The 20,314-nt window shown below is 61.0% G+C and carries 19 protein-coding genes; 15 read left to right on the top strand and 4 right to left on the bottom strand.

The window, feature by feature from the left end; all coding sequences use genetic code 11:
* Positions 1–45: 45 nt before the first annotated feature.
* From tauA to tauD, 4 genes are all read left to right on the top strand, one after another.
* Entirely contained in the window at positions 46–1,023 is a 978-nt protein-coding gene (tauA, locus tag GQ39_RS26245) for a taurine ABC transporter substrate-binding protein (protein WP_047536227.1), read from the top strand.
* A gap of 16 nt (positions 1,024–1,039) precedes the next feature.
* On the top strand, positions 1,040–1,834 hold the full coding sequence (tauB, locus tag GQ39_RS26240) for a taurine ABC transporter ATP-binding subunit (RefSeq protein WP_047536225.1): 795 nt from the start codon (positions 1,040–1,042) through the stop codon (positions 1,832–1,834).
* On the top strand, positions 1,831–2,664 hold the full coding sequence (gene tauC / locus GQ39_RS26235; RefSeq protein WP_047536222.1) for a taurine ABC transporter permease TauC: 834 nt from the start codon (positions 1,831–1,833) through the stop codon (positions 2,662–2,664). Before tauB ends, tauC begins: the two co-directional genes overlap by 4 nt.
* A 79-nt stretch (positions 2,665–2,743) precedes the next feature.
* Positions 2,744–3,586, top strand: a complete 843-nt coding sequence (tauD, locus tag GQ39_RS26230) for a taurine dioxygenase (RefSeq protein WP_047536219.1) — start codon at positions 2,744–2,746, stop codon at positions 3,584–3,586.
* Positions 3,587–3,645: 59 nt separating this feature from the next.
* Here tauD and mgrA read toward each other — a convergent pair whose 3' ends face one another.
* Complete coding sequence (mgrA, locus tag GQ39_RS26225; RefSeq protein ID WP_047536211.1) at positions 3,646–4,683, bottom strand: L-glyceraldehyde 3-phosphate reductase; 1,038 nt, start codon at positions 4,681–4,683, stop codon at positions 3,646–3,648.
* 168 nt (positions 4,684–4,851) lie between these two features.
* A complete protein-coding gene (locus GQ39_RS26220; protein WP_047536208.1) occupies positions 4,852–5,742 on the bottom strand; it encodes a LysR family transcriptional regulator in 891 nt (296 codons plus the stop codon).
* Between the two features lie 122 nt (positions 5,743–5,864).
* Between GQ39_RS26220 and GQ39_RS26215 the strand changes: the two genes are divergently transcribed.
* Together GQ39_RS26215 and GQ39_RS26210 are read left to right on the top strand one after the other, a co-directional pair.
* On the top strand, positions 5,865–6,605 hold the full coding sequence (locus GQ39_RS26215; RefSeq protein WP_047536199.1) for an SDR family oxidoreductase: 741 nt from the start codon (positions 5,865–5,867) through the stop codon (positions 6,603–6,605).
* A gap of 56 nt (positions 6,606–6,661) precedes the next feature.
* The gene (locus GQ39_RS26210) at positions 6,662–6,922 is read left to right on the top strand and encodes a hypothetical protein (protein ID WP_047536197.1); all 261 of its coding nucleotides are present in this window, start codon (positions 6,662–6,664) and stop codon (positions 6,920–6,922) included.
* An 8-nt stretch (positions 6,923–6,930) separates the two neighbouring features.
* Here the strand turns inward: GQ39_RS26210 and betT are convergent, their stop codons facing one another.
* Together betT and epsC are read right to left on the bottom strand one after the other, a co-directional pair.
* Positions 6,931–8,886: a choline transporter BetT gene (betT, locus tag GQ39_RS26205; protein WP_167361840.1), complete on the bottom strand. Its 1,956-nt coding sequence runs from the start codon at positions 8,884–8,886 to the stop codon at positions 6,931–6,933.
* 403 nt (positions 8,887–9,289) lie between these two features.
* Positions 9,290–10,216 (bottom strand): serine O-acetyltransferase EpsC, encoded by a 927-nt coding sequence (gene epsC / locus GQ39_RS26200; protein ID WP_047536188.1) that lies wholly within the window; start codon positions 10,214–10,216, stop codon positions 9,290–9,292.
* 197 nt (positions 10,217–10,413) lie between these two features.
* Here epsC and GQ39_RS26195 point away from each other — a divergent pair, with 197 nt between their 5' ends.
* The 9 genes from GQ39_RS26195 (at position 10,414) to GQ39_RS26155 (ending at position 20,314) form a co-directional block, all read left to right on the top strand.
* Entirely contained in the window at positions 10,414–11,442 is a 1,029-nt protein-coding gene (locus GQ39_RS26195; RefSeq protein WP_047536186.1) for a D-cysteine desulfhydrase, read from the top strand.
* 288 nt (positions 11,443–11,730) lie between these two features.
* Positions 11,731–12,525 carry a cystine ABC transporter substrate-binding protein gene (gene tcyJ, locus GQ39_RS26190; RefSeq protein ID WP_047536184.1) on the top strand — a complete coding sequence of 265 codons (795 nt, stop codon included), beginning with the start codon at positions 11,731–11,733 and terminating at the stop codon, positions 12,523–12,525.
* Entirely contained in the window at positions 12,525–13,190 is a 666-nt protein-coding gene (gene tcyL, locus GQ39_RS26185; protein WP_047536181.1) for a cystine ABC transporter permease, read from the top strand. Before tcyJ ends, tcyL begins: the two co-directional genes overlap by 1 nt.
* A gap of 4 nt (positions 13,191–13,194) precedes the next feature.
* Complete coding sequence (gene tcyN / locus GQ39_RS26180) at positions 13,195–13,950, top strand: L-cystine ABC transporter ATP-binding protein TcyN (protein WP_047536178.1); 756 nt, start codon at positions 13,195–13,197, stop codon at positions 13,948–13,950.
* Positions 13,951–14,431: 481 nt separating this feature from the next.
* The gene (locus GQ39_RS26175; protein WP_047536176.1) at positions 14,432–15,196 is read left to right on the top strand and encodes a hypothetical protein; all 765 of its coding nucleotides are present in this window, start codon (positions 14,432–14,434) and stop codon (positions 15,194–15,196) included.
* Between the two features lie 367 nt (positions 15,197–15,563).
* Positions 15,564–16,805 (top strand): SfnB family sulfur acquisition oxidoreductase, encoded by a 1,242-nt coding sequence (locus GQ39_RS26170; protein WP_047536174.1) that lies wholly within the window; start codon positions 15,564–15,566, stop codon positions 16,803–16,805.
* A gap of 23 nt (positions 16,806–16,828) precedes the next feature.
* Positions 16,829–18,034: an SfnB family sulfur acquisition oxidoreductase gene (locus GQ39_RS26165; RefSeq protein WP_047536172.1), complete on the top strand. Its 1,206-nt coding sequence runs from the start codon at positions 16,829–16,831 to the stop codon at positions 18,032–18,034.
* Positions 18,034–19,386 (top strand): LLM class flavin-dependent oxidoreductase, encoded by a 1,353-nt coding sequence (locus tag GQ39_RS26160; protein ID WP_047536169.1) that lies wholly within the window; start codon positions 18,034–18,036, stop codon positions 19,384–19,386. The genes GQ39_RS26165 and GQ39_RS26160 overlap by 1 nt, the downstream gene beginning before the upstream one ends.
* Before the next feature lie 118 nt (positions 19,387–19,504).
* Positions 19,505–20,314 (top strand): MetQ/NlpA family ABC transporter substrate-binding protein, encoded by an 810-nt coding sequence (locus GQ39_RS26155; RefSeq protein WP_047536168.1) that lies wholly within the window; start codon positions 19,505–19,507, stop codon positions 20,312–20,314.

Genomic DNA, 20,314 nt, shown 5'->3' with positions numbered 1-20,314 from the left:
CTCCTTTTCACGCCGACTCTCGGTCGCCTGACAAGGAGCTTCCCGATGAAACTGCATTTCCCTCTTCGCCTGCTGGCGGCCGCCTCTCTGGCCGCAGCGAGTTTCTTTGCCCAGGCGGCTGACGTGACTGTCGCCTACCAGACCACCGTTGACCCGGCGAAAGTCGCCCAGGCCGACGGCGCCTATGAAAAAGCCACCAAAGCCGACATCAGCTGGCGCAAATTCGATAACGGTGCCGACATCATCGCCGCCATCGCCTCCGGCGACGTGCAGATCGGCTACCTCGGTTCCAGCCCCCTGACGGCGGCCATTACCCGCAAAGTCCCGGTGGAAACCTTCCTCATCGCCACCCAGATCGGCGCCGCCGAAGCGCTGGTGGCCCGTGACGGTTCCGGGATCAAGACCCCACAAGACCTGATCGGCAAAAAAATTGCCGTGCCATTCGTTTCCACCGGCCACTACAGCCTGCTGGCCGCGCTGAAGCACTGGAACATCGATCCGTCGAAAGTGACCGTCCTCAACCTTGCACCGCCCGCCATCATCGCCGCATGGAAACGCGGTGACATCGATGCCACCTACGTATGGGACCCGGCCCTGGGCGTCGCCAAGGAAAACGGCAAAGTGCTGATCACCTCCGGCGAACTGGCCAAGTTTGGCGCGCCGACCTTCGATGCCTGGATCGTGCGTAAAGACTTCGCCGAGAAGCACCCGGAAATCGTCACCGCGTTCGCCAAAGTGACCCTCGATGCCTATGCCGACTACCGCAAAGACCCGAAAGCCTGGCTGGCCAATCAAAGCAACGTCGACAAGCTTGTAAAACTGTCTGGCGCCAAGGCCAGCGATATTCCGCTGCTGCTGCAAGGCAACGTTTATCCGCTGGCGGCTGATCAGGTCATCACCCTCGGCGCACCGACCACCAAGGCCATCACCGACACCGCCGCGTTCCTCAAGGAACAAGGCAAGGTCGAGGCTGTACTGCCGGACTACGCGCCGTACGTCAGCGCCAAGTTCATTACCAACTGATCGGGAGTTCATCGCCATGGCCTTGCTACAGCTGGAGCGCATCAGCGCACAGTACCCAGGCAGCCCGGAACCGGTGCTGTCGGATATTTCCCTGACCCTGGGGCCCCAGCAATTGCTGGTCGCCCTCGGCCCGTCCGGCAGTGGCAAGACTTCGCTGTTGAACCTGATTGCCGGTTTCGTCGAACCCAGCGCCGGGCGCATCACCCTCGATGGCGTGCCGGTCAAAGGCCCGAGCGCCGAACGCGGCGTGGTGTTCCAGGATGACGCCCTGCTGCCTTGGCAGGACGTGCTGGCCAACGTCGGCTTCGGCCTGGAACTGGCCGGCATCCCTCGGGACAAACGCGAAATCCGCGCCCGGGAAATGCTGGCGCTGGTGGACCTTTCCGGCTTTGAAAACCGCCGCATCTGGCAACTGTCCGGTGGGCAGAAGCAGCGCGTCGGCCTGGCCCGCGCCCTCGCTGCCGACCCACGCGTTCTATTGATGGACGAACCCTTCGGCGCGCTCGATGCGTTCACCCGCGAACAGATGCAGGAACTGCTGCTGCAAGTCTGGCGGCGCACGGCCAAACCGGTGTTCCTGATTACCCACGACATCGAGGAAGCGGTGTTCCTCGCCACCGACTTGATTCTGCTGGCGCCCAATCCGGGGCAAATCGTCGAGCGCCTGAGCCTGGACTTCGGTCAGCGTTACGCGGCCGGCGAGTCGGCACGGGCGATCAAATCCGACCCGCGCTTCATCGAAACCCGCGAACACGTGCTCGCCAGAGTCTTCTCCCAACGCAGCGCCGCCCAGCGGCAGGAGCGCGCATGAGCAGCTATGAAATCCCGGCCGTAGCGGTGAAACCTGGCGCTTCGGTGATTCCGGTTCGCCGCAGTTTGAGCACCCGCTGGATCAGCGTGCTGACGTTGATCGCCCTGGTGGTCATCTGGTGGGGCGTGACGGCGACCGGTTTGATTGAACCGCTGTTCCTGCCGCCACCGTCCGCCGTGCTGCAAAAAGGCTGGTTGCTGGCCACCAGCGGCTACATGGATTCAACCTTGTGGCAGCACCTGGGCGCGAGCCTCAGCCGAATCGGCCTGGGCCTGGGCTTCGCGGTGCTGACCGCCGTACCCGTTGGCATCGCCATCGGCCACCACCGCATCGCTCGCGGCGTTCTCGATCCGCTGATCGAGTTCTACCGCCCGATTCCACCGCTGGCCTATCTGCCGCTGATCGTGATCTGGTGCGGCATCGGCGAGCTGTCGAAAGTGCTGCTGATCTACTTGGCCATTTTCGCCCCGATCGCCATCGCCACCGCCACTGGCGTGCGAACTGTCGACCCGGCGAAATTGCGCGCCGCGCAGTCGTTGGGCGCGACCCGCGCGCAGTTGATTCGCCATGTGATTCTGCCGAGCGCGTTGCCGGACATTTTGACCGGCGTGCGCATTGGCCTGGGTGTGGGCTGGTCGACACTGGTCGCCGCCGAATTGATCGCTGCCACCAGTGGCCTGGGCTTCATGGTGCAGTCGGCCGCGCAGTTTCTGGTCACCGATGTGGTGGTCCTGGGGATTCTGGTGATCGCGCTGATTGCCTTTGCCATGGAGATGGGCCTGCGCGCCCTGCAACGCAAACTCGTGCCATGGCACGGCCAGGCTCACTAAAAATTGTCCTGTGAAAAACCTGTGGGAGCGAGCTTGCTCGCTCCACAGGAGTCAACACTCAGAATTGAAGAGAACCCTCATGAGCCACCTGAGCATCGTCCCCTTAAGCTCCGCCCTCGGCGCGCAGATCAGCGGCGTCGACATCAGCCAGCCGCTGAACCTGGAACAGCGTGACGCCATCGAGCAAGCGCTGCTCAAGCATCAGGTGCTGTTCTTCCGCGACCAACCGATCACGCCACAGCAGCAAGCGCGTTTCGCGGCCAATTTCGGTGACCTGCACATTCATCCGATCTACCCGAACGTGCCGGAACAACCGGAAGTGCTGATCCTCGACACCGCCGTCACCGACGTTCGGGATAACGCGATCTGGCACACCGACGTGACCTTCCTGCCCACCCCGGCGATGGGCGCGGTGCTCAGCGCCAAACTGTTGCCGGAGTTCGGCGGCGACACCCTGTGGGCGAGCGGGATCGCGGCGTACGAGGCCTTGTCCGTGCCGATGAAAACCTTGCTCGAAGGGCTGACCGCCACCCACGACTTCACCCGTTCGTTCCCGATGGAACGCTATGGCAACACACCGCAGGCGCTGGTGCAGTGGGAAGAAGCACGACGCAAGAATCCGCCGCTGTCGCATCCGGTGATCCGCACCCACCCGGTGAGCGGACGCCGCTCGCTGTTCGTCAATGAAGGCTTCACGTCGAAGATCAACGAGCTGTCGGAAACCGAAAGCGAGGCGATTTTGAAGTTCCTGTTCGCCCACGCCACCCGGCCGGAATTCACCATTCGCTGGCGCTGGCAGAAAGACGACATCGCGTTCTGGGATAACCGCGTGACACAACATTACGCGGTGGACGATTACCGGCCGGCGCGGCGGGTGATGCAGCGCGCGACGGTGTTGGGGGATGTGCCGTTTTTTAGGTGAGCCCTGATTTTTTCACTGATGTTAATGGACAGGCGCCGAAAAACCTGGCGCCCGAACACTTACTCAGCCGTCGAAGGCTTCTCCCACAAATTGATCCCGCCCTCCTGGGCAAACCGGTCGATCTCTGCCAGTTCCTGTTCACTGAAACTCAAGTTCTTCAAGGCCCCGACGTTCTCGATAATCTGCTCCGGCCGGCTCGCACCGATCAGCGCCGAGGTCACGCGCGGGTCGCGCAGGGTCCAGGCCAGGGCCAGTTGCGCCAGACTTTGACCGCGACGCTTGGCGATCTCGTTGAGCGCACGCACATGGGCAATGTTCGCCTCGGACAGGTGCGAGGCCTGCAACGAACCACCGCCCGGACGGTTGACCCGCGCATCCGCCGGTACGCCGTTGAGGTACTTGTCGGTCAGCAAACCCTGAGCCAGAGGTGTGAAAGCAATCACGCCCGTGCCGAGTTCGTCGGTGGTATCAAGCAGGTCTTTTTCCACCCAGCGATTGAGCAGGTTGTACGCCGGTTGATGGATCAGCAGCGGCACTTTCCACTCTTTGAGCAGCGCCGCCATTTCGCGGGTCTTCACCCCGGAATAGGACGAGATACCGATGTACAGCGCCTTACCCTGTTGCACCGCGGTGGCCAGTGCGCTGGCGGTTTCTTCCAGCGGGGTGTCCGGGTCGAAACGGTGCGAGTAGAAAATGTCCACGTAGTCCACGCCCAGGCGCTGCAGGCTCTGGTCGAGGCTGGCCAGCACGTACTTGCGCGAACCGCCGCCCTGGCCGTAAGGCCCCGGCCACATGTCCCAACCGGCCTTGCTGGAGATGATCAGCTCATCGCGGTATTGCTTGAAGTCTTCACGCAGCAAACGCCCGAAGTTGATCTCGGCGCTGCCGTACGGCGGGCCGTAGTTGTTGGCCAGGTCGAAATGGTTAATGCCCAGGTCGAACGCGGTGCGCAACAACGCACGCTGGGTATCGATCGGCGTGCTGTCGCCGAAGTTGTGCCACAGGCCCAGGGACAGCGCCGGCAGCACCAGCCCGCTGCGGCCCACGCGGCGGTAAGGAATGGAGTCATAGCGGTTTTCGGCAGCGGTGTAAGTCATCGAATCCTCTCTTGTCTGTCTTGAATCTGGTATCGACTGCTTCGCCAGTTGCCCAGCATACGCCCAGACAAACGCCAATAAACCCCGGATTCGGTGAATAGCTGAAACGTTTCACATATTTCATCATCAGCATTGTGACGACGACCGCAGGCGACGATCTTTTGATCGTTACCTCGCCCCCGCAAACACCTCCCCCAACCAATCCACAAACACACGAACCCGTGGCGACAGGTGGCGGTTGTGGGGATAAAGCACTGACACCGGCATCGGCGGCGGTGGTGTCTCGGTGAGGACTTCCTTCACCAGGCCCTGGGCGATTTGCGTTTCCATCCGGTAGTGCGGGCACTGGATAAGCCCCAGCCCCGCAATCGCCGAGGCGGCGTAGATTTCTGCGCCAAACACCGAAATGCCGCCCTCGATGGCCACTTCCTTGAGCTCGCCATCGACCATGAATTCGAACGGGAACAACTTGGCGGTGGTGCGGGAAACGTAGTTCACCGCCCTGTGGTTTTTCAGGTCATCGAGACTTTGCGGTTCGCCGTATTGGCGCAGGTAGGCCGGGCTGGCGCAGGTGATCTGGCGCAGGCTGGCGACGCGTTTGCCGATCAGGGTCGAGTCGCTCAACGTGCCGGCGCGCAGCACGCAGTCGACGCCTTCGGCGATCAGGTCGACAAAACGGTCGGCCTCGCTGATCGACAGTTCGATGTCCGGGTATCGCGCCATGAATGGCGGCAGGGCCGGGATCACGAAGTGCCTGGCCAAAGTGCCGTGCAGGTCGACCCGCAAGCGGCCTTTGGGCGCCACGCCGCGAAACGCCAGCTCAGCCTCTTCCAGCTCCGCCAGCAATTGCACGCAACGCGGGTAGTAGGCCTCGCCATCCAGCGTCGGCCGTACCTTGCGCGTACTGCGCTCCAGCAACCGCGTTCCCAGCCAGGCTTCGAATTGGTTCAGCGTGTGGGTCAGGGTCGCGCGCGGCAGGTTCAGGTCATCCGCCGCCAGGGTGAAGCTGCTGCGCTCATAGATACGCACGAACACCTTCATCGCTTTGACTTGATCCACGCTGAACTCCTGACGCTCGATTGTTGGCGATTATTGAACAGTCAAGGCAACTCTCGTGCATTTATCGGCCTGAGTAAACATGTGAAATTGGCGCCACTCCCCCATCAACAGGAACCCTCGCCATGACTACCCAGACTTCGAAAGTTGCCATCGTGACCGGCGCCTCCCGCGGCATCGGCGCGGTCATCGCCAAACAGCTGGCCGGCGAAGGTTTTGCCGTCGCCATCAACTACGCCAACAGCGCCACCGAAGCGTCAAAACGGGTGGTGGAATTGCGTCAGGCCGGCCATCAGGCCATCGCGATCAAGGCGGATGTGGCCAACGCCGAGGACGTGCGCCGGATGTTCGATGAGACCGAAACACAGCTGGGCAAGGTTGATGTACTGGTCAACAACGCCGGCATTCTCAAGGTCATGCCGTTGGCGCAACACAGTGATGAACTGTTCGAGCAGACCTTCAACATCCACGCGCGCGGCACCTTCAACACCCTGCGTGAGGCGGCCACGCGCCTGAACGACGGCGGGCGGATCATCAACTTCTCCAGCAGCACCGTCGGCCTGAACCTGCCGGGTTACGCCGTGTACATCGCCAGCAAAGCGGCGGTGGAATCCCTGACCCAAGTGTTCGCCAAGGAAATGCGCGGTCGCAACATCACCGTCAATGCGGTGGCACCGGGCCCGGTGGCGACTGACCTGTTCCTGCACGGCAAGAGCGAAGAGCAGATCCAGACCTTCGCCAAAATGGCGCCACTGGAGCGCTTGGGCCAGCCGGAAGATATTGCCCGAGTGGTGTCGTTTCTGGCCGGGCCGGATTCGTCTTGGGTCAATGGGCAGATACTGCGGGTCAATGGTGGGTTGGTTTAAGCTGCTGTGGAGGCAGGCTCGACTCAAAAGCAGCACACCACTGGAGGAAATACCCGATGCACACCACCATCATCATCACCTTCGGCCTGATCCTCCTGGCGCTGATGCTGTTCATCGGCGAGAAAATCGGCTTCACCCGCCAGACCCTGGCCTACGGCTTTGTCGCGCTGTGGCTGGCGCTCACACTGATCAATTCCGCGGTCGGCATGGTTCACGCCGGCCAGCCATTGAGCACCGAAGTGGTGGTCGGCACCGTGGTGTTCAGCGTCCCGGTGGCGGCGCTGGTGTTGTTCATGGTGCTGAGCAGCGAACCCTGAGCCCCCGATCAACGCACCAGATGCAGGAACTGCATGTGCCGCTCGTACTGATCAAGGATGTCGTTGATGATCTGCTCCTTGGTGTAGCCCACCAGATCGTAGTTCTGACTGCCCTCGCTCAAATGCACTTCGGCCCGGTAATAACGACGGTTGTTGAGCTCCTTGGAGCCCATGCCGCCACGGGCAAATGACGGCGTGAAATAGCCACGCATCTGCACCTGATAGATAAACGGATGCTCGTCACCGTGACCGATTTCCAGGCTGACGTTGTCATTGGCCGGGTCCGGCTGCGTGACGACCTTCAGGCCCTTTTCGACGAACACCGCCGAGACTTCTTCAATGGCCGGGCGCACCGTCGAATCGAGGAAGCGATAGACCTCGTCCCGCGACGGGAAATGCACCGCCTGGCTCAAGCGCTGACGCCAACCGCCACGCCGCGAGCCGGACACCGGCGCCAGGGAATGCAACTGTGCGATCTGCTTTTGCGATTCGAGATAAAACGCTTTGTGCAGCCCCCACATCATCAACAGCAAAATCAGCGAGAACGGCAGCGAAGTCAGCACCACCGCCGACTTCAGCGCATCGATGCTGCCGGAGAACAGCAGCGCACTGGTCACCAGCGCGGTCATCGCGCCCCAGAACACCCGCAGCCATTTCGGCCCGTCTTCATCCGGATTACCGCCCTTGGCGGACAGCGTCGACAACACCACCGTGCCGGAGTCGGCCGAGGTGACGAAGAACACGAAGCTGATGAACACCGTGACCGCAATCACGGTCTTGCTCCACGGGTAGGTTTCCAGCAGCAGGTAAAGGGTCATCGACGGGTTATCGATGGCTGACATGCCCAGCGCACTCATGCCATGGTTGAGCACTTGATCGATGGCGCTGTTGCCGAAGATCGACATCCACGCCAGGGTGAAACCGAGCGGGATCAGCAGTACGCCGAAGACGAATTCGCGGATGGTGCGGCCACGGGAAATCCGCGCGATGAACAAGCCCACGAACGGCGACCACGCAATCCACCAGGCCCAATAGAACACCGTCCAGCCGCCGAGCCAGTCGCTGGGTTTGTCGTAGGCATACAGGTCGAAACTCTTCATCGGCAAGGCGCCGAGGTAGTCGCCGATATTCTGGATCAAGGTATTGAGCAGATGCTGCGTCGGGCCGGCGAACAACACGAACAGCAGCAACGCGCAGGCCAGCAGCATGTTGATGTCGGACATGACCCGCACGCCCTTGTCGACGCCGGAGACGGCAACGATGATCGCCGCCCCCATCATCAGCGTGATCAGGCCGACCTGAATCCACTGGGTGTGGGCGATGCCGAACAGGTAGTCCAGGCCCGAGTTGAGGTGCAGTACCCCAAAGCCCATGTCCGCACCGAGACCGAACACCGTGGCGATGATGCCGAAGCCATCCACCGCGTAGCCGATCGGCCCGTTGATGCGCTTGCCAATCAGCGGATACAGCGCCGAACGCAGGGCCAGCGGCAGGTTATGGCGGTAGGCGAAATAGGCCAGCGCCATGCCCACGAAAGCGAACACTCCCCAGCCGTGCAGGCCCCAGTGCAGGAACAGAATCTGCATCGCCTGACGCGCCGCGTCCGCCGTGCCGGCCTCGCCCTGGGGTGGCTGCAGCATGTGGGTCAGCGGTTCGGACACACAGAAGAAAAACAGGGTGATGCTGATGCCGGCGGCGAACAACATGCCCGCCCAGGACAGGTAGCTGAACTCGGGCTCGTCGTGGTCGGCACCGAGCTTGATCTTGCCGTAGCCGGACAAGGCGGTGACCACCACGAAGACCAGATACAGCGTCATCGCCAGCATGTAGTACCAGCCGACCGTGTTGGCCGCCCAGTTTTGCGCCGCCAGCAACCAGGCACCGGCCTGTTCGGGCAGGGCGATGACCACGACGCCGAACAACAGAATGAAACTCGCCGCGAAGTAAAACACCGGCGGATTCATGCGGACCAGGCCGCTTGGAGGAAGGGACGATGCACTCATGAACGGTGCACCTCGACGGGGTAAAACGTGGCTGTAGAAATCGGACTCAGCAAAGGCAAGCCTCCTGTTGTGAGCGGGCGGCGAACCACCGGTTTAACTTGAATGAACGTTCAATTTAAACATGGATAGGGTGCTAAGGACTAATCGCAGGGCTCGGCGGTCGTTTTCATGTGCCCGTTCAAGGAAGGGTATGAGGCAGGATTAAATCAAAGCCGTTAGCTCGATTTGGCATGAAATCCAATCGCGAGCAAGCTCGCCCCTACAGTGGATCTTCAGTGAACACCATGACAGTGAACACCCGAGAATCCTGTGGGAGCCAGCTTGCCCGCGATGAGGGCCTGTCAGTCAGCCAGGCTTTCTGGAATTACTTCTGCGCCCCATCGTCATGCTGCAGATTCGCCTGAGTCACGTTGCTGCCCGCCGGCACGCTGCGGGTCAGCCAGACGTTGCCGCCAATGGTCGACCCCTTGCCGATGGTGATCCGCCCCAGAATCGTCGCGCCGGCGTAGATCACCACGTCATCCTCGACAATCGGGTGACGCGGCTGGCCCTTCTGCAGCTGACCGTCTTCGTCCGCCGGGAAGCGCTTGGCGCCGAGGGTCACGGCCTGATAAATCCGTACGCGCTCGCCAATGATGGCCGTCTCGCCGATCACCACGCCTGTCCCGTGGTCGATGAAGAAACTGCGGCCGATCTGCGCGCCGGGGTGAATGTCGATGCCGGTGGCCGAGTGGGCGATTTCCGCACTGATCCGCGCCAGCAACGGCAACCCGGCGCGATACAAATGGTGGGCCAGGCGATGGTGAATCACCGCCAGAATCCCCGGGTAGCACAGCAATACTTCATCGACGCTGCGCGCCGCCGGGTCACCGTGATAGGCGGCCAGAACGTCGGTGTCCAGCAGGCTGCGCAACCCCGGCAACGCGAGGGCGAAGTCCTGGATGATCTGGAGGGTCCTGGCCTCGACCTCGGTGTCGACCTGGGCGCTGTGGCGCGCGGCATAGCGCAATTCGAGCCGTGCCTGAGCCAGCAAGGCGTTCAAGGCGACGTCGAGGGTATGGCCGACGTAGAAGTCTTCACTTTCCTCGCGCAGGTCCACCGGCCCCAGGCGCATCGGAAACAGCGCGCCGCACAGGGCTTCGAGAATCTCCGCCATGGCGGCGCGGGACGGCAACTCGCGCCCTCCCTGCTCGGTGCTGGCACGGCCGTTTTGCGCGCGCCACTGGTCACGTGCCGTGCGCAGCTGGCTGACGATGCTCTGCAATTGCCAATGGCTGGAACGCTCACTCACGGTAAAAACTCCTCACGAGCGGCCGGACAGTCTGGCCGCGTCACCGGCAATTACTTTACGGCAAGGTCTGCAAGCCAAATTAAGAACCAATTGTGCTGTGTTAAGCACCGTTGGCTATAAGCGATCGGCGGTTGGCGGTTGCCCCTTCAAATAGGCGTGCCTATAGTCCACACATCTCCCACCGCCAGTACGGAACCATGTTCAATCAAGAGCCGTTCAATCAAGAGCCGATCAAACAACAGCTTGCTCGCTTTAACCGTCTCGACCTGCTCGGTCAGCCCACCGCCCTGGAAAAACTCGAACGCCTGTCGACCTGGCTAGGGCGCGACGTCTATGTCAAACGCGATGACCTGACACCCTTGGCCATGGGCGGCAACAAGCTGCGCAAACTCGAGTACCTGGCCGCCGATGCCCTGGCGCAAGGTGCCGACACCTTGATCACCGCAGGCGCGATTCAGTCCAACCATGTGCGCCAGACCGCCGCCATTGCCGCCAAACTGGGCCTGGGCTGTGTAGCGCTGTTGGAAAATCCCCTCGGCACCGACGACGCCAACTACCTCGGCAATGGCAATCGGCTGTTGCTGGACCTGTTCGATGCCAAGGTCGAACAGGTGGAAAACCTCGACAATGCCGACGAGCAATTGCACGCCCTGGCCGCTCGCTTGCGCAGCAATGGCAAAAAACCGTATCTGGTGCCGATTGGCGGCTCCAATGCGCTGGGTGCCCTGGGTTATGTGCGTGCCGGGTTGGAACTGGCGGAACAGATCAAGGACACCGGCCTGAATTTCGCCGCCGTGGTGCTGGCCTCCGGCAGCGCCGGAACCCACAGCGGCCTGGCATTGGCCCTGAGTGAAGCACTGCCGGATTTGCCAGTTATTGGCGTCACGGTCTCCCGCAGCGATGAGGACCAGCGGCCGAAGGTGCAGGGCCTGGCCGAGCGCACCGCCGAGTTGCTGGGCGTGAGCCTGCCGAAGAGCTTCAAGGTCGAGTTGTGGGACGAGTATTTCGCGCCGCGTTACGGCGAACCAAATGCCGGGACACTGGCGGCGGTCAAGCTGATGGCGAGTCAGGAAGGCCTGCTGCTCGACCCGGTCTACACCGGCAAAGCCATGGCCGGGTTACTGGATGGCATCGGTCGTCAACGCTTCGACGAAGGCCCGATCATCTTCCTGCACACCGGTGGGGCGCCGGCGTTGTTTGCCTACACAGCATTTCTGACTGACTGACCCTGAGGCGAGGGACCTTGTCGGGACGGTGGGGGTGCGAAGCGCCCCCCATTACGGTTGAACGGCAATCCCAATCGAATAACAGTAGCCCACCTATTATTCCTTTATGGAATAACAAAAATATTATTGATTATTTTCTAATCTAATAACGCCATCATATAGTCATACCCCAGGCGAATTTGCAGCAAGACGCATACGCTGCTTTAGGGCAGGATAACGCAGTCGCTCAAATCCCGAATTCGCCAACTTTCCTGAAGCGTCTTCCATAAGAAACCATAGGGGCTTGTCATGAATTTTTCCGTACTACGTCGAAATCTGCTGGTGGGTTCGCTGGGCCTGGCGCTGGGCGTCGGCCTGCTGGGACAAGCGGTTGCCGGTGAGCAACTGCAAAAAATCAAGGACGCTGGCGTGATCAACGTCGGTCTGGAAGGCACCTACCCGCCGTTCAGTTTCGTCGACGCCGACGGCAAATTGACCGGCTTCGAAGTCGAGTTCTCCGAAGCCCTGGCCAAAGAGCTGGGCGTCAAGGTCAAACTGCAACCGACCAAATGGGACGGCATCCTCGCGGCGCTGGAGTCCAAGCGTCTGGACGCCGTGATCAACCAGGTGACCATCTCCGAAGAGCGCAAGAAGAAGTATGACTTCTCCGAGCCTTACACCGTTTCCGGGATTCAGGCGCTGACCCTGACCAAGAACAAGGACACCATCAAGACCGCCGCCGACCTGGCCGGCAAGAAAGTCGGCGTAGGCCTGGGCACCAACTACGAAGCGTGGGTGAAAGAGAATGTGCCCAAGGCTGACGTCCGTACCTACGAAGATGACCCGACCAAGTTCCAGGACCTGCGTGTCGGCCGTATCGACGCCATCCTGATCGACCGCCTCGCCGCGCTGGAATACGCCAAGAAAGCCAAGGACACTTCTGCCGCCGGCGAAGCGTTCTCGCGCCAGGAAGCCGGCATTGCCCTGCGCAAAGGCGAGCCTGAGCTGTTGGCCGCCGTGAACAAAGCCATCGACAAGCTGCGCGCCGACGGTACGCTGAAAAAGCTTTCGGAAAAATACTTCAGCGCTGACGTCACTCAATAATGGAAGAAGCTTTTCAACTCGCACTGGACTCCCTGCCCTTCCTGCTCAAGGGGGCCTACTACACGGTCATCTTGAGCCTGGGCGGGATGTTCTTCGGCCTGGTGATGGGCTTCGGCCTGGCACTGATGCGCCTGTCGCGCTTCAAACTGGTGAGCTGGCTCGCCCGCATCTACGTGTCGTTCTTTCGCGGCACGCCGTTGCTGGTGCAACTGTTCGTGATCTATTACGGCTTGCCGCAATTGGGCATGGAACTCGACCCGCTGCCGGCGGCCATGATCGGCTTCTCGCTGAACATGGCCGCCTACGCCTGTGAAATCCTGCGCGCCGCGATCAGTTCCATCGAGCGCGGCCAGTGGGAAGCGGCTGCCAGTATCGGCATGACCCGTGCGCAGACCCTGCGCCGGGCCATCCTGCCGCAGGCGATGCGCACCGCATTGCCGCCGCTGGGCAACAGCTTCATTTCACTGGTCAAGGACACCGCCCTGGCAGCCACCATCCAGGTGCCGGAGCTGTTCCGTCAGGCGCAGCTGATTACCGCCCGTACCTTCGAAGTGTTCACCATGTATCTGGCCGCCGCGCTGATCTACTGGATTCTGGCCACGGTGCTGTCGCACCTGCAGAACCAGCTGGAAGCACGGGTCAATCGGCACGACCAGGAGTCCTGACCCCATGATTGTCGTGGAAAAACTGACAAAGCAGTTCAAGGGTCAAGTCGTGCTCAACGGCATCGATCTGCAAGTGAAGGAAGGTGAGGTCGTGGCGATCATCGGGCCGAGCGGCTCGGGCAAGACCACGTTCCTGCGTTGCCTGAACTTCCTGGAAGAACCCACCAGCGGCCGGATCAAGGTCGGCGACATCGAGATCGATACCAGCCGCCCGTTGAACCAGCAGCAGAGCCTGGTGCGCCGCTTGCGCCAGCACGTGGGCTTCGTGTTCCAGAACTTCAACCTGTTCCCCCATCGCACCGCCCTGGAAAACGTCATCGAAGGCCCGATCATCGTCAAGAAGGTCCCGCACGCCGACGCCGTTGCCCTGGGTAAAAAGCTGTTGGCCAGGGTCGGCCTGGCGGGCAAGGAAGACGCTTATCCGCGCCGCCTTTCGGGCGGTCAGCAACAACGCGTGGCCATTGCCCGTGCGCTGGCGATGGAACCTGAAGTGATCCTGTTCGACGAACCAACCTCGGCGCTCGACCCGGAGCTGGTAGGCGAAGTGCTCTCGACCATTCGCAGCCTGGCCGAGGAAAAACGCACCATGGTCATCGTCACCCACGAAATGGGCTTCGCCCGCGACGTGGCCAATCGCGTGGTGTTTTTCGACAAGGGCGTGATCGTCGAACAAGGCGAAGCAAAGGCGCTGTTTGCCCACCCTAAAGAAGAACGCACGAAACAATTTCTCAGCAAGTTTCTGAACAACTCACACAACTAAAAACCCTCGCAACAATCGCCAACTTCCAAGGAAGGAAGTTGCACCCCTCAATCAGCACCCCATTCACACACAAATAAACCGCACAAACAATAGACTGCTTTTTGTCAGCGCGCGGGTACATATATATATCCCGAAACAGACTCAATACGTCTGTAGCCCAAGAACGACCAGGCCACCAACCACCTCATCCCCTTGGCCTTAAGCCGCGTGAACTCTGGCCTTCATAGTCAATTTCGACGCACCAATAGCGTTTATTAACTGCACTGCGTAGGAACTTTCTGAATAACAGATGATTTTGTATTTAACCAACTAACTCTATTGACACTTATTCAAGCGAACTCGTATCTAGTCTCCCACCGGCGTCACTCATCACGCTCACTCATTATTTCAACTCAAAAGTAATGAACAGTTTTGCTGTTCGAAATTCACTTTCCCGATTTTTAAGAAATGGACTTCGTTGCAAGACTTCAAGGAGACTTAAATGGCAACTACCTCGAACACAACCGAGCTGGCGGCACCGACCCTGGCGCAATCCCACAAGACCGGCATCAACATCACCTCGGCCGCGCATCTGCTGATCCAGGTGCCGTCCTACACCGCAATGGACGAAGGCGACCTGATCGAACTGTTCTGGAATCACTGCTACGTCACTTCCCGGGTGCTGACATCCGCCGATCTCGGCCACCCCGTTCAGCTGCGCGTGCCCGAGAGCTTCATCGCCAATGGCAGTTCGGGCATCCACTACCGGGTCATGCAGGTGGGCCGAAGTCCGGTCATGTCGGCCACCCGCCACGTGCAGATCAAACTCGACTGCCCCGGTGGCCAGCCCTGCGCCTTGTATGGCGACGAAATACAGAGCCTGGCACCGGTGAGCATTCCCGAGACGATTCGCCGTCAGGGGGTCAATCCGAGCCAGGTCAAACGGGGTGTGCCGCTCACCATCGAGCCGTACATGAACATGGCGGTCGACGACGAAATCACCCTGCGCTGGGGCGATGTACGCATGGACCTGCCCCGGCTGAAAGCCAGCGACGTGGGTCAACCGATCCAGGTCTGGGTGCCGCCGGCGATCATCCTCGAAGCCGGCGAAGACCTGCGCCTGGAAGTGACGTACTGCATCCTCGACCGCGTGGGCAACAACTCGCGCTGGGCGCCGGCGCGAACGCTGAAGATTGGTTGCGCCAACCCTTACCTCAAAGTCCCGAAGAAAGAACCCCTCAAAGCCGCCGAACCCCGCAGGCGATGAGAAATTTGCTCCTTGCGCGGCGCTTTTCTGTAGAAGCAAGGCTTGCCCGCGATAGCGATCTAGCGGGCGCTATCGCGGGCAAGCCTTGCGCCTGGAAAAAGCCAAATTCAGCCTTGAACTGTTGCCCCAGAAACAACTGTTGCCCCATGAACAGTGCGTGATGACACACTTCTATCTATATTCCTAAAAGTTAGTTCAAAACTTATTTATAAACGCTTAGGGTATATACACCGGACCACCGGACATTCTTGTTTTCGTTCGCCGCACACCGCGGCGTTTCCATGAGATGCGAGGTAGGTATGGTCCGGAACACAATCACCCCAGTGCAGATCGCCAGGGCATTGCGTGCAGCCAAGGAGTGGCGCTGATGTCCAGTCTGGCAGATGCAATTGTCCAGAGTGATCTGGACGTCGCCCCCCGTTTGTTGCCCGCGCAGGTGTTGCACAGCGACGCACAAGCCATCGAGGCCGCCCACGCGTTGGCGCAAGTCGCCCGCCTGCAGGCCGCCAAACGCGACCAGCAGCGCAAGCTGCCATGGTCGGAAATCGAACAGTTCACCCGCAGCGGCCTGGGCAGCATTGCCATCCCGCGCGAGTACGGTGGCCCGCAGGTTTCGTTCGTCACAATAGCCGAGGTGTTCGCGATCATTTCCGCGGCAGACCCGGCCCTCGGACAGATTCCGCAGAACCAGTTCGGCATCCTCAACCTGGTGCTCGGCAGCGCCACCGAAGCGCAGAAAAAACAGATCTTCAAAAGCGTGCTCGATGGCTCGCGCATCGGCAATGCCGGCCCTGAACGCGGCAGCAAAAACACCCTTGAACTCAAGGCGCGCATCACCGCCGACGGCGATGGTTATGTCCTCAACGGGCAGAAGTTTTACTCCACTGGCGCGCTGTTCGCACATTGGGTCGCGGTCAAGGCGCTCAATGACGACGGCAAGCAAGTACTGGCCTTCGTGCCTCGCGGCACACCGGGCTTGCGTATCGTCGACGACTGGTCCGGTTTCGGCCAGCGCACCACCGCCAGCGGCACCATTTTGCTCAACAACGTGCGGGTCGATGCCGAGCAGGTGGTAGACAACTGGAAGATCAATGAAAAGCCCAATACCCAGGGCGCCGTCTCGCAGCTGATTCAAGCCGCCATCGACGCCGGTATCGCCCGTGGCGCCATCGACGACGCCATCGAGTTCGTGAAAACCCGTGCCCGGCCATGGATCGACGCCCAGGTCGAACGGGCCAGCGATGACCTGTACGTGATCGCCGACATCGGCAAACTGAAAATCGAACTGCACGCCGCCGAAGCCCTGTTGCGCAAGGCCGGGCAGGTGCTCGATCAGGTCAGCGCCGCGCCGCTCACCGCCGAGTCCGCCGCCCGCGCCTCGATCGCCGTGGCCGAAGCCAAAGTGCTGACCACCGAAATTTCGCTGCAGGCCAGCGAAAAGCTGTTCGAGCTGGCCGGCAGCCGCGCCACCCTCGCCGAATTCAACCTCGACCGCCACTGGCGCAACGCCCGGGTGCACACGCTGCATGACCCGGTGCGCTGGAAATACCACGCCGTTGGCAGCTACCACCTGAACGGCACCTTGCCGGCTCGCCATTCCTGGATTTAACGACCAGACATCTGGAGAAACACATGACCCTTTCTCAACACGTCGCGGTCATCACCAGCGATGAGCAAGCCCTGATTGTCGCCAGTGACCTGGCCGAAGATTTCAAACGCGACAGCGCCCTGCGTGACCGTGAACGCCGTTTGCCACACCCGGAACTGGAAGTGTTTTCCCGCTCGGGCCTGTGGGGCATCAGCGTGCCGAAAGAGTACGGCGGCGCCGGGGTTTCCAACGTCACCCTGGCTAAAGTCATCGCCCTGATCGCCCAAGCGGACAGCTCGCTGGGGCAGATCCCGCAGAACCATTTCTACGCCCTCGAAGTGCTGCGCGTGAACGGCAGCCCCGAGCAGAAAAAACGCCTGTACGCCGAAGTGCTGGCCGGCCAGCGCTTCGGCAATGCCCTCGCCGAACTGGGCACCAAAACCGCCCACGACCGCGTCACCCGCCTGACCCCTGATTTACAGGGAGAGCGCGACGGCTATCGCATCAACGGCCGCAAGTTCTACGCCACCGGGGCCATCTACGCCCAACGCATTCCGACGTCCGTTGTGGATGAAAACGGCGTGCAACAACTGGCGTTCGTCCCGCGCAACAGCAAAGGCCTGACCGTAATCGACGACTGGAGCGGCTTCGGCCAGCGCACCACCGGCAGCGGCTCGGTGGTGTTCGAAGACGTGTTTGTCGCCGCCGAAGACGTGATCCCGTTCCAGAGCGCTTTCGAGCGCCCGACCCCGGTCGGCCCGCTGGCGCAGATTCTCCACGCCGCCATCGACACGGGCATCGCCCGCGCGGCCTATGAAGATGCGCTGCACTTCGTGCGCACCAAAACCCGGCCGTGGATCGACGCCACCCACGAAAAAGCCACCGACGACCCGCTGACGATCAAGAGCTTCGGCCACTTGAGCATTCGCCTGCACGCCGCCGAAGCCCTGCTGGAACGTGCCGGTGAATTTCTCGACCAGGCCCAGGCCGACACCCACGCCGAGACCGTGGCCGCCGCGTCGATTGCCGTCGCCGAAGCCCGTGCCCTCAGCACCGAAATTTCCCTGGCCGCCGGCAGCACCCTGTTCGAACTGGCCGGCAGCCAGGCAACCCTGGCCGAACACGGTCTGGATCGCCACTGGCGCAACGCGCGCGTGCACACCCTGCACGACCCGGTGCGCTGGAAGTACCACGCCGTCGGCAACTACTACCTCAACGATGAAAACCCGCCGCTACGGGGGACCATTTGATGGCCAAGAAAAAGATCCTGCTCAACGCGTTCAACATGAATTGCATCAGGCACATCAACCACGGTTTGTGGACCCATCCGCGGGACACCTCGACCCAATACAAAACCATCGAATACTGGACCGAACTGGCGCAGTTGCTGGAACGCGGGCTCTTCGACGGCTTGTTCATCGCCGACATCGTCGGCGTCTACGACGTCTACCAGCAGTCAGTGGACGTCACGCTGAAAGAGTCGATCCAGTTGCCGGTCAACGACCCGTTGCTGCTGGTCTCGGCCATGGCCGCCGTGACCAGAAACCTCGGCTTCGGCCTCACCGCCAACCTCACCTACGAACCGCCGTACCTGTTCGCCCGGCGCATGTCGACACTGGATCACCTGAGCCGTGGCCGGGTGGGCTGGAACATCGTCACCGGCTACCTCGACAGCGCCGCCAAGGCCATGGGCCTGAGCGAACAGGTCGAACATGACCGGCGCTACGACCAGGCCGACGAATACCTGGAAGTGCTCTACAAACTCTGGGAAGGCAGTTGGGAAAACGGCGCAGTGCTCAACGATCCGCAACAACGCATCTACGCGCAGCCCGAGAAAGTGCACAAGGTCGAGCACAAGGGCGAGTTCTATCAGGTCGAGGGTTACCACCTCTGCGAGCCGTCGCCGCAACGCACGCCGGTGCTGTTCCAGGCGGGCAGTTCCGATCGCGGCTTGCTGTTCGCCGGGCGCCATGCCGAGTGCGTGTTCATCAGCGGCCAGAACAAACCGTCGACCAAAGTGCAGGTGGACAAAGTCCGCGCCAGCGCCGTCGAAGCCGGGCGCAACCCTGAGGACATCAAGGTGTTCATGGGGCTGAACGTGATTGTCGGCGAAACCGAAGAACTGGCCTGGAAGAAGCACGCCGAGTACCTGAGCTACGCCAGCGCCGAAGCGGGCGTGGCGCATTTTTCCGCGTCCACCGGGATCGATTTTTCCGAGTACCCCATCGACGAACCGATCCAGTACGTGAAAAGCAACGCGATCCAGTCGGCCACCAAAAACCTGCAAAACAACGACTGGACCCGACGCAAATTACTCGAACAACACGCCCTCGGCGGCCGCTACATCACCGTGGTCGGTTCACCGCAGCAAGTGGCCGATGAGCTGGAATCGTGGATCGCCGAAACGGGGCTGGACGGCTTCAACCTGACGCGGATCGTCACGCCGGAAAGCTACGTGGACTTCATCGATCTGGTGATCCCCGAGCTGCAACGCCGAGGCTCGTACAAGACCGCCTACGACAACGGCAGCCTGCGCGAAAAGCTGTTTCACGCAGAGGCGCATTTGCCTGAGCAGCACACCGGGTCTTCGTACCGGCATTAAAAGCATCGCTAGCAGGCTAGCTCCCACAGTTGCCATGCATTCCCCTGTGGGAGCCAGCCTGCTGGCGATGAGGCCCGACCAAACACCAAAAATTCATGCACTGACTGGAAAAACCATCATGACCAAGAACCACCTCTCTAACCCAGTCAAAGCACTGGCCCTGGCCCTCGGCCTGTTCAGCTCGGCGGTATTCGCCGCCGACGCACCGCTGAAAATCGGCACCACCGCCGCCTTCGCCATTCCCCTGGAAGCCGCCGTGGAAGAAGCCGGCAAACAAGGCCTGAAAGTCGAGCTGGTGGAATTCACCGACTGGATCGCCCCCAACGTCAGCCTCGCCGCCGGCGACATCGACGTGAACTACTTCCAGCACATCCCGTTCCTGGAAAACGCCAAGGCCGCCTCCGGTTTTGACCTGGTGCCTTTCGCGCCGGGAATCATCAACAACGTCGGCCTCTACTCGAAAAAATACAAAAGCTTCGATGAGCTGCCCGAAGGCGCCAGCGTGGCCATCGCCAACGACCCGATCAACAGCGGTCGTGGCTTGCAGCTGCTGGCCAAGGCCGGTTTGATCACCCTCAAGCCGGGCGTCGGCTACAAGGCCACCGAAGAAGACATCATCGCCAACCCGAAGAAAATCAAGATTCTGCAAGTCGAAGCCGTGCAACTGGTGCGCGCCTATGACGACGCCGATCTGGTCCAGGGCTACCCGGCCTACATTCGCCTGGCGAAGACCTTTGATGCCGGCTCTGCCCTGCTGTTCGACGGCCTCGATCACAAGGAATACGTGATCCAGTTCGTGATCCAGCCGAAAAGCAAAACCGATCCGCGCCTGATCAAGTTCGTCGACATTTACCAGCACTCGCCGGCCGTGCGCGCCGCCCTGGATAAAGCCCACGGCAAGCTCTACCAAGCCGGTTGGGAGAGCTGA

The sequence above is a fragment of the Pseudomonas sp. 11/12A genome, assembly GCF_000800055.1.
Taxonomy (GTDB): Bacteria; Pseudomonadota; Gammaproteobacteria; order Pseudomonadales; family Pseudomonadaceae; genus Aquipseudomonas; species Aquipseudomonas mohnii.
This window is presented reverse-complemented; position numbering and strand designations above follow the sequence as displayed.

Coding starts and splice junctions, on each gene's coding strand:
- betT (WP_167361840.1), bottom strand. CDS start 8,886: ATGAATCCGCCGGTGTTTTACTTCGCGGCGAGTTTCATTCTGTTGTTC.
- tauB (WP_047536225.1), top strand. CDS start 1,040: ATGGCCTTGCTACAGCTGGAGCGCATCAGCGCACAGTACCCAGGCAGC.
- GQ39_RS26210 (WP_047536197.1), top strand. CDS start 6,662: ATGCACACCACCATCATCATCACCTTCGGCCTGATCCTCCTGGCGCTG.
- GQ39_RS26160 (WP_047536169.1), top strand. CDS start 18,034: ATGGCCAAGAAAAAGATCCTGCTCAACGCGTTCAACATGAATTGCATC.
- tcyN (WP_047536178.1), top strand. CDS start 13,195: ATGATTGTCGTGGAAAAACTGACAAAGCAGTTCAAGGGTCAAGTCGTG.
- mgrA (WP_047536211.1), bottom strand. CDS start 4,683: ATGACTTACACCGCTGCCGAAAACCGCTATGACTCCATTCCTTACCGC.
- tauD (WP_047536219.1), top strand. CDS start 2,744: ATGAGCCACCTGAGCATCGTCCCCTTAAGCTCCGCCCTCGGCGCGCAG.
- tcyL (WP_047536181.1), top strand. CDS start 12,525: ATGGAAGAAGCTTTTCAACTCGCACTGGACTCCCTGCCCTTCCTGCTC.
- GQ39_RS26155 (WP_047536168.1), top strand. CDS start 19,505: ATGACCAAGAACCACCTCTCTAACCCAGTCAAAGCACTGGCCCTGGCC.
- GQ39_RS26215 (WP_047536199.1), top strand. CDS start 5,865: ATGACTACCCAGACTTCGAAAGTTGCCATCGTGACCGGCGCCTCCCGC.
- GQ39_RS26165 (WP_047536172.1), top strand. CDS start 16,829: ATGACCCTTTCTCAACACGTCGCGGTCATCACCAGCGATGAGCAAGCC.
- tauC (WP_047536222.1), top strand. CDS start 1,831: ATGAGCAGCTATGAAATCCCGGCCGTAGCGGTGAAACCTGGCGCTTCG.
- GQ39_RS26170 (WP_047536174.1), top strand. CDS start 15,564: ATGTCCAGTCTGGCAGATGCAATTGTCCAGAGTGATCTGGACGTCGCC.
- tauA (WP_047536227.1), top strand. CDS start 46: ATGAAACTGCATTTCCCTCTTCGCCTGCTGGCGGCCGCCTCTCTGGCC.
- tcyJ (WP_047536184.1), top strand. CDS start 11,731: ATGAATTTTTCCGTACTACGTCGAAATCTGCTGGTGGGTTCGCTGGGC.
- GQ39_RS26195 (WP_047536186.1), top strand. CDS start 10,414: ATGTTCAATCAAGAGCCGTTCAATCAAGAGCCGATCAAACAACAGCTT.
- GQ39_RS26175 (WP_047536176.1), top strand. CDS start 14,432: ATGGCAACTACCTCGAACACAACCGAGCTGGCGGCACCGACCCTGGCG.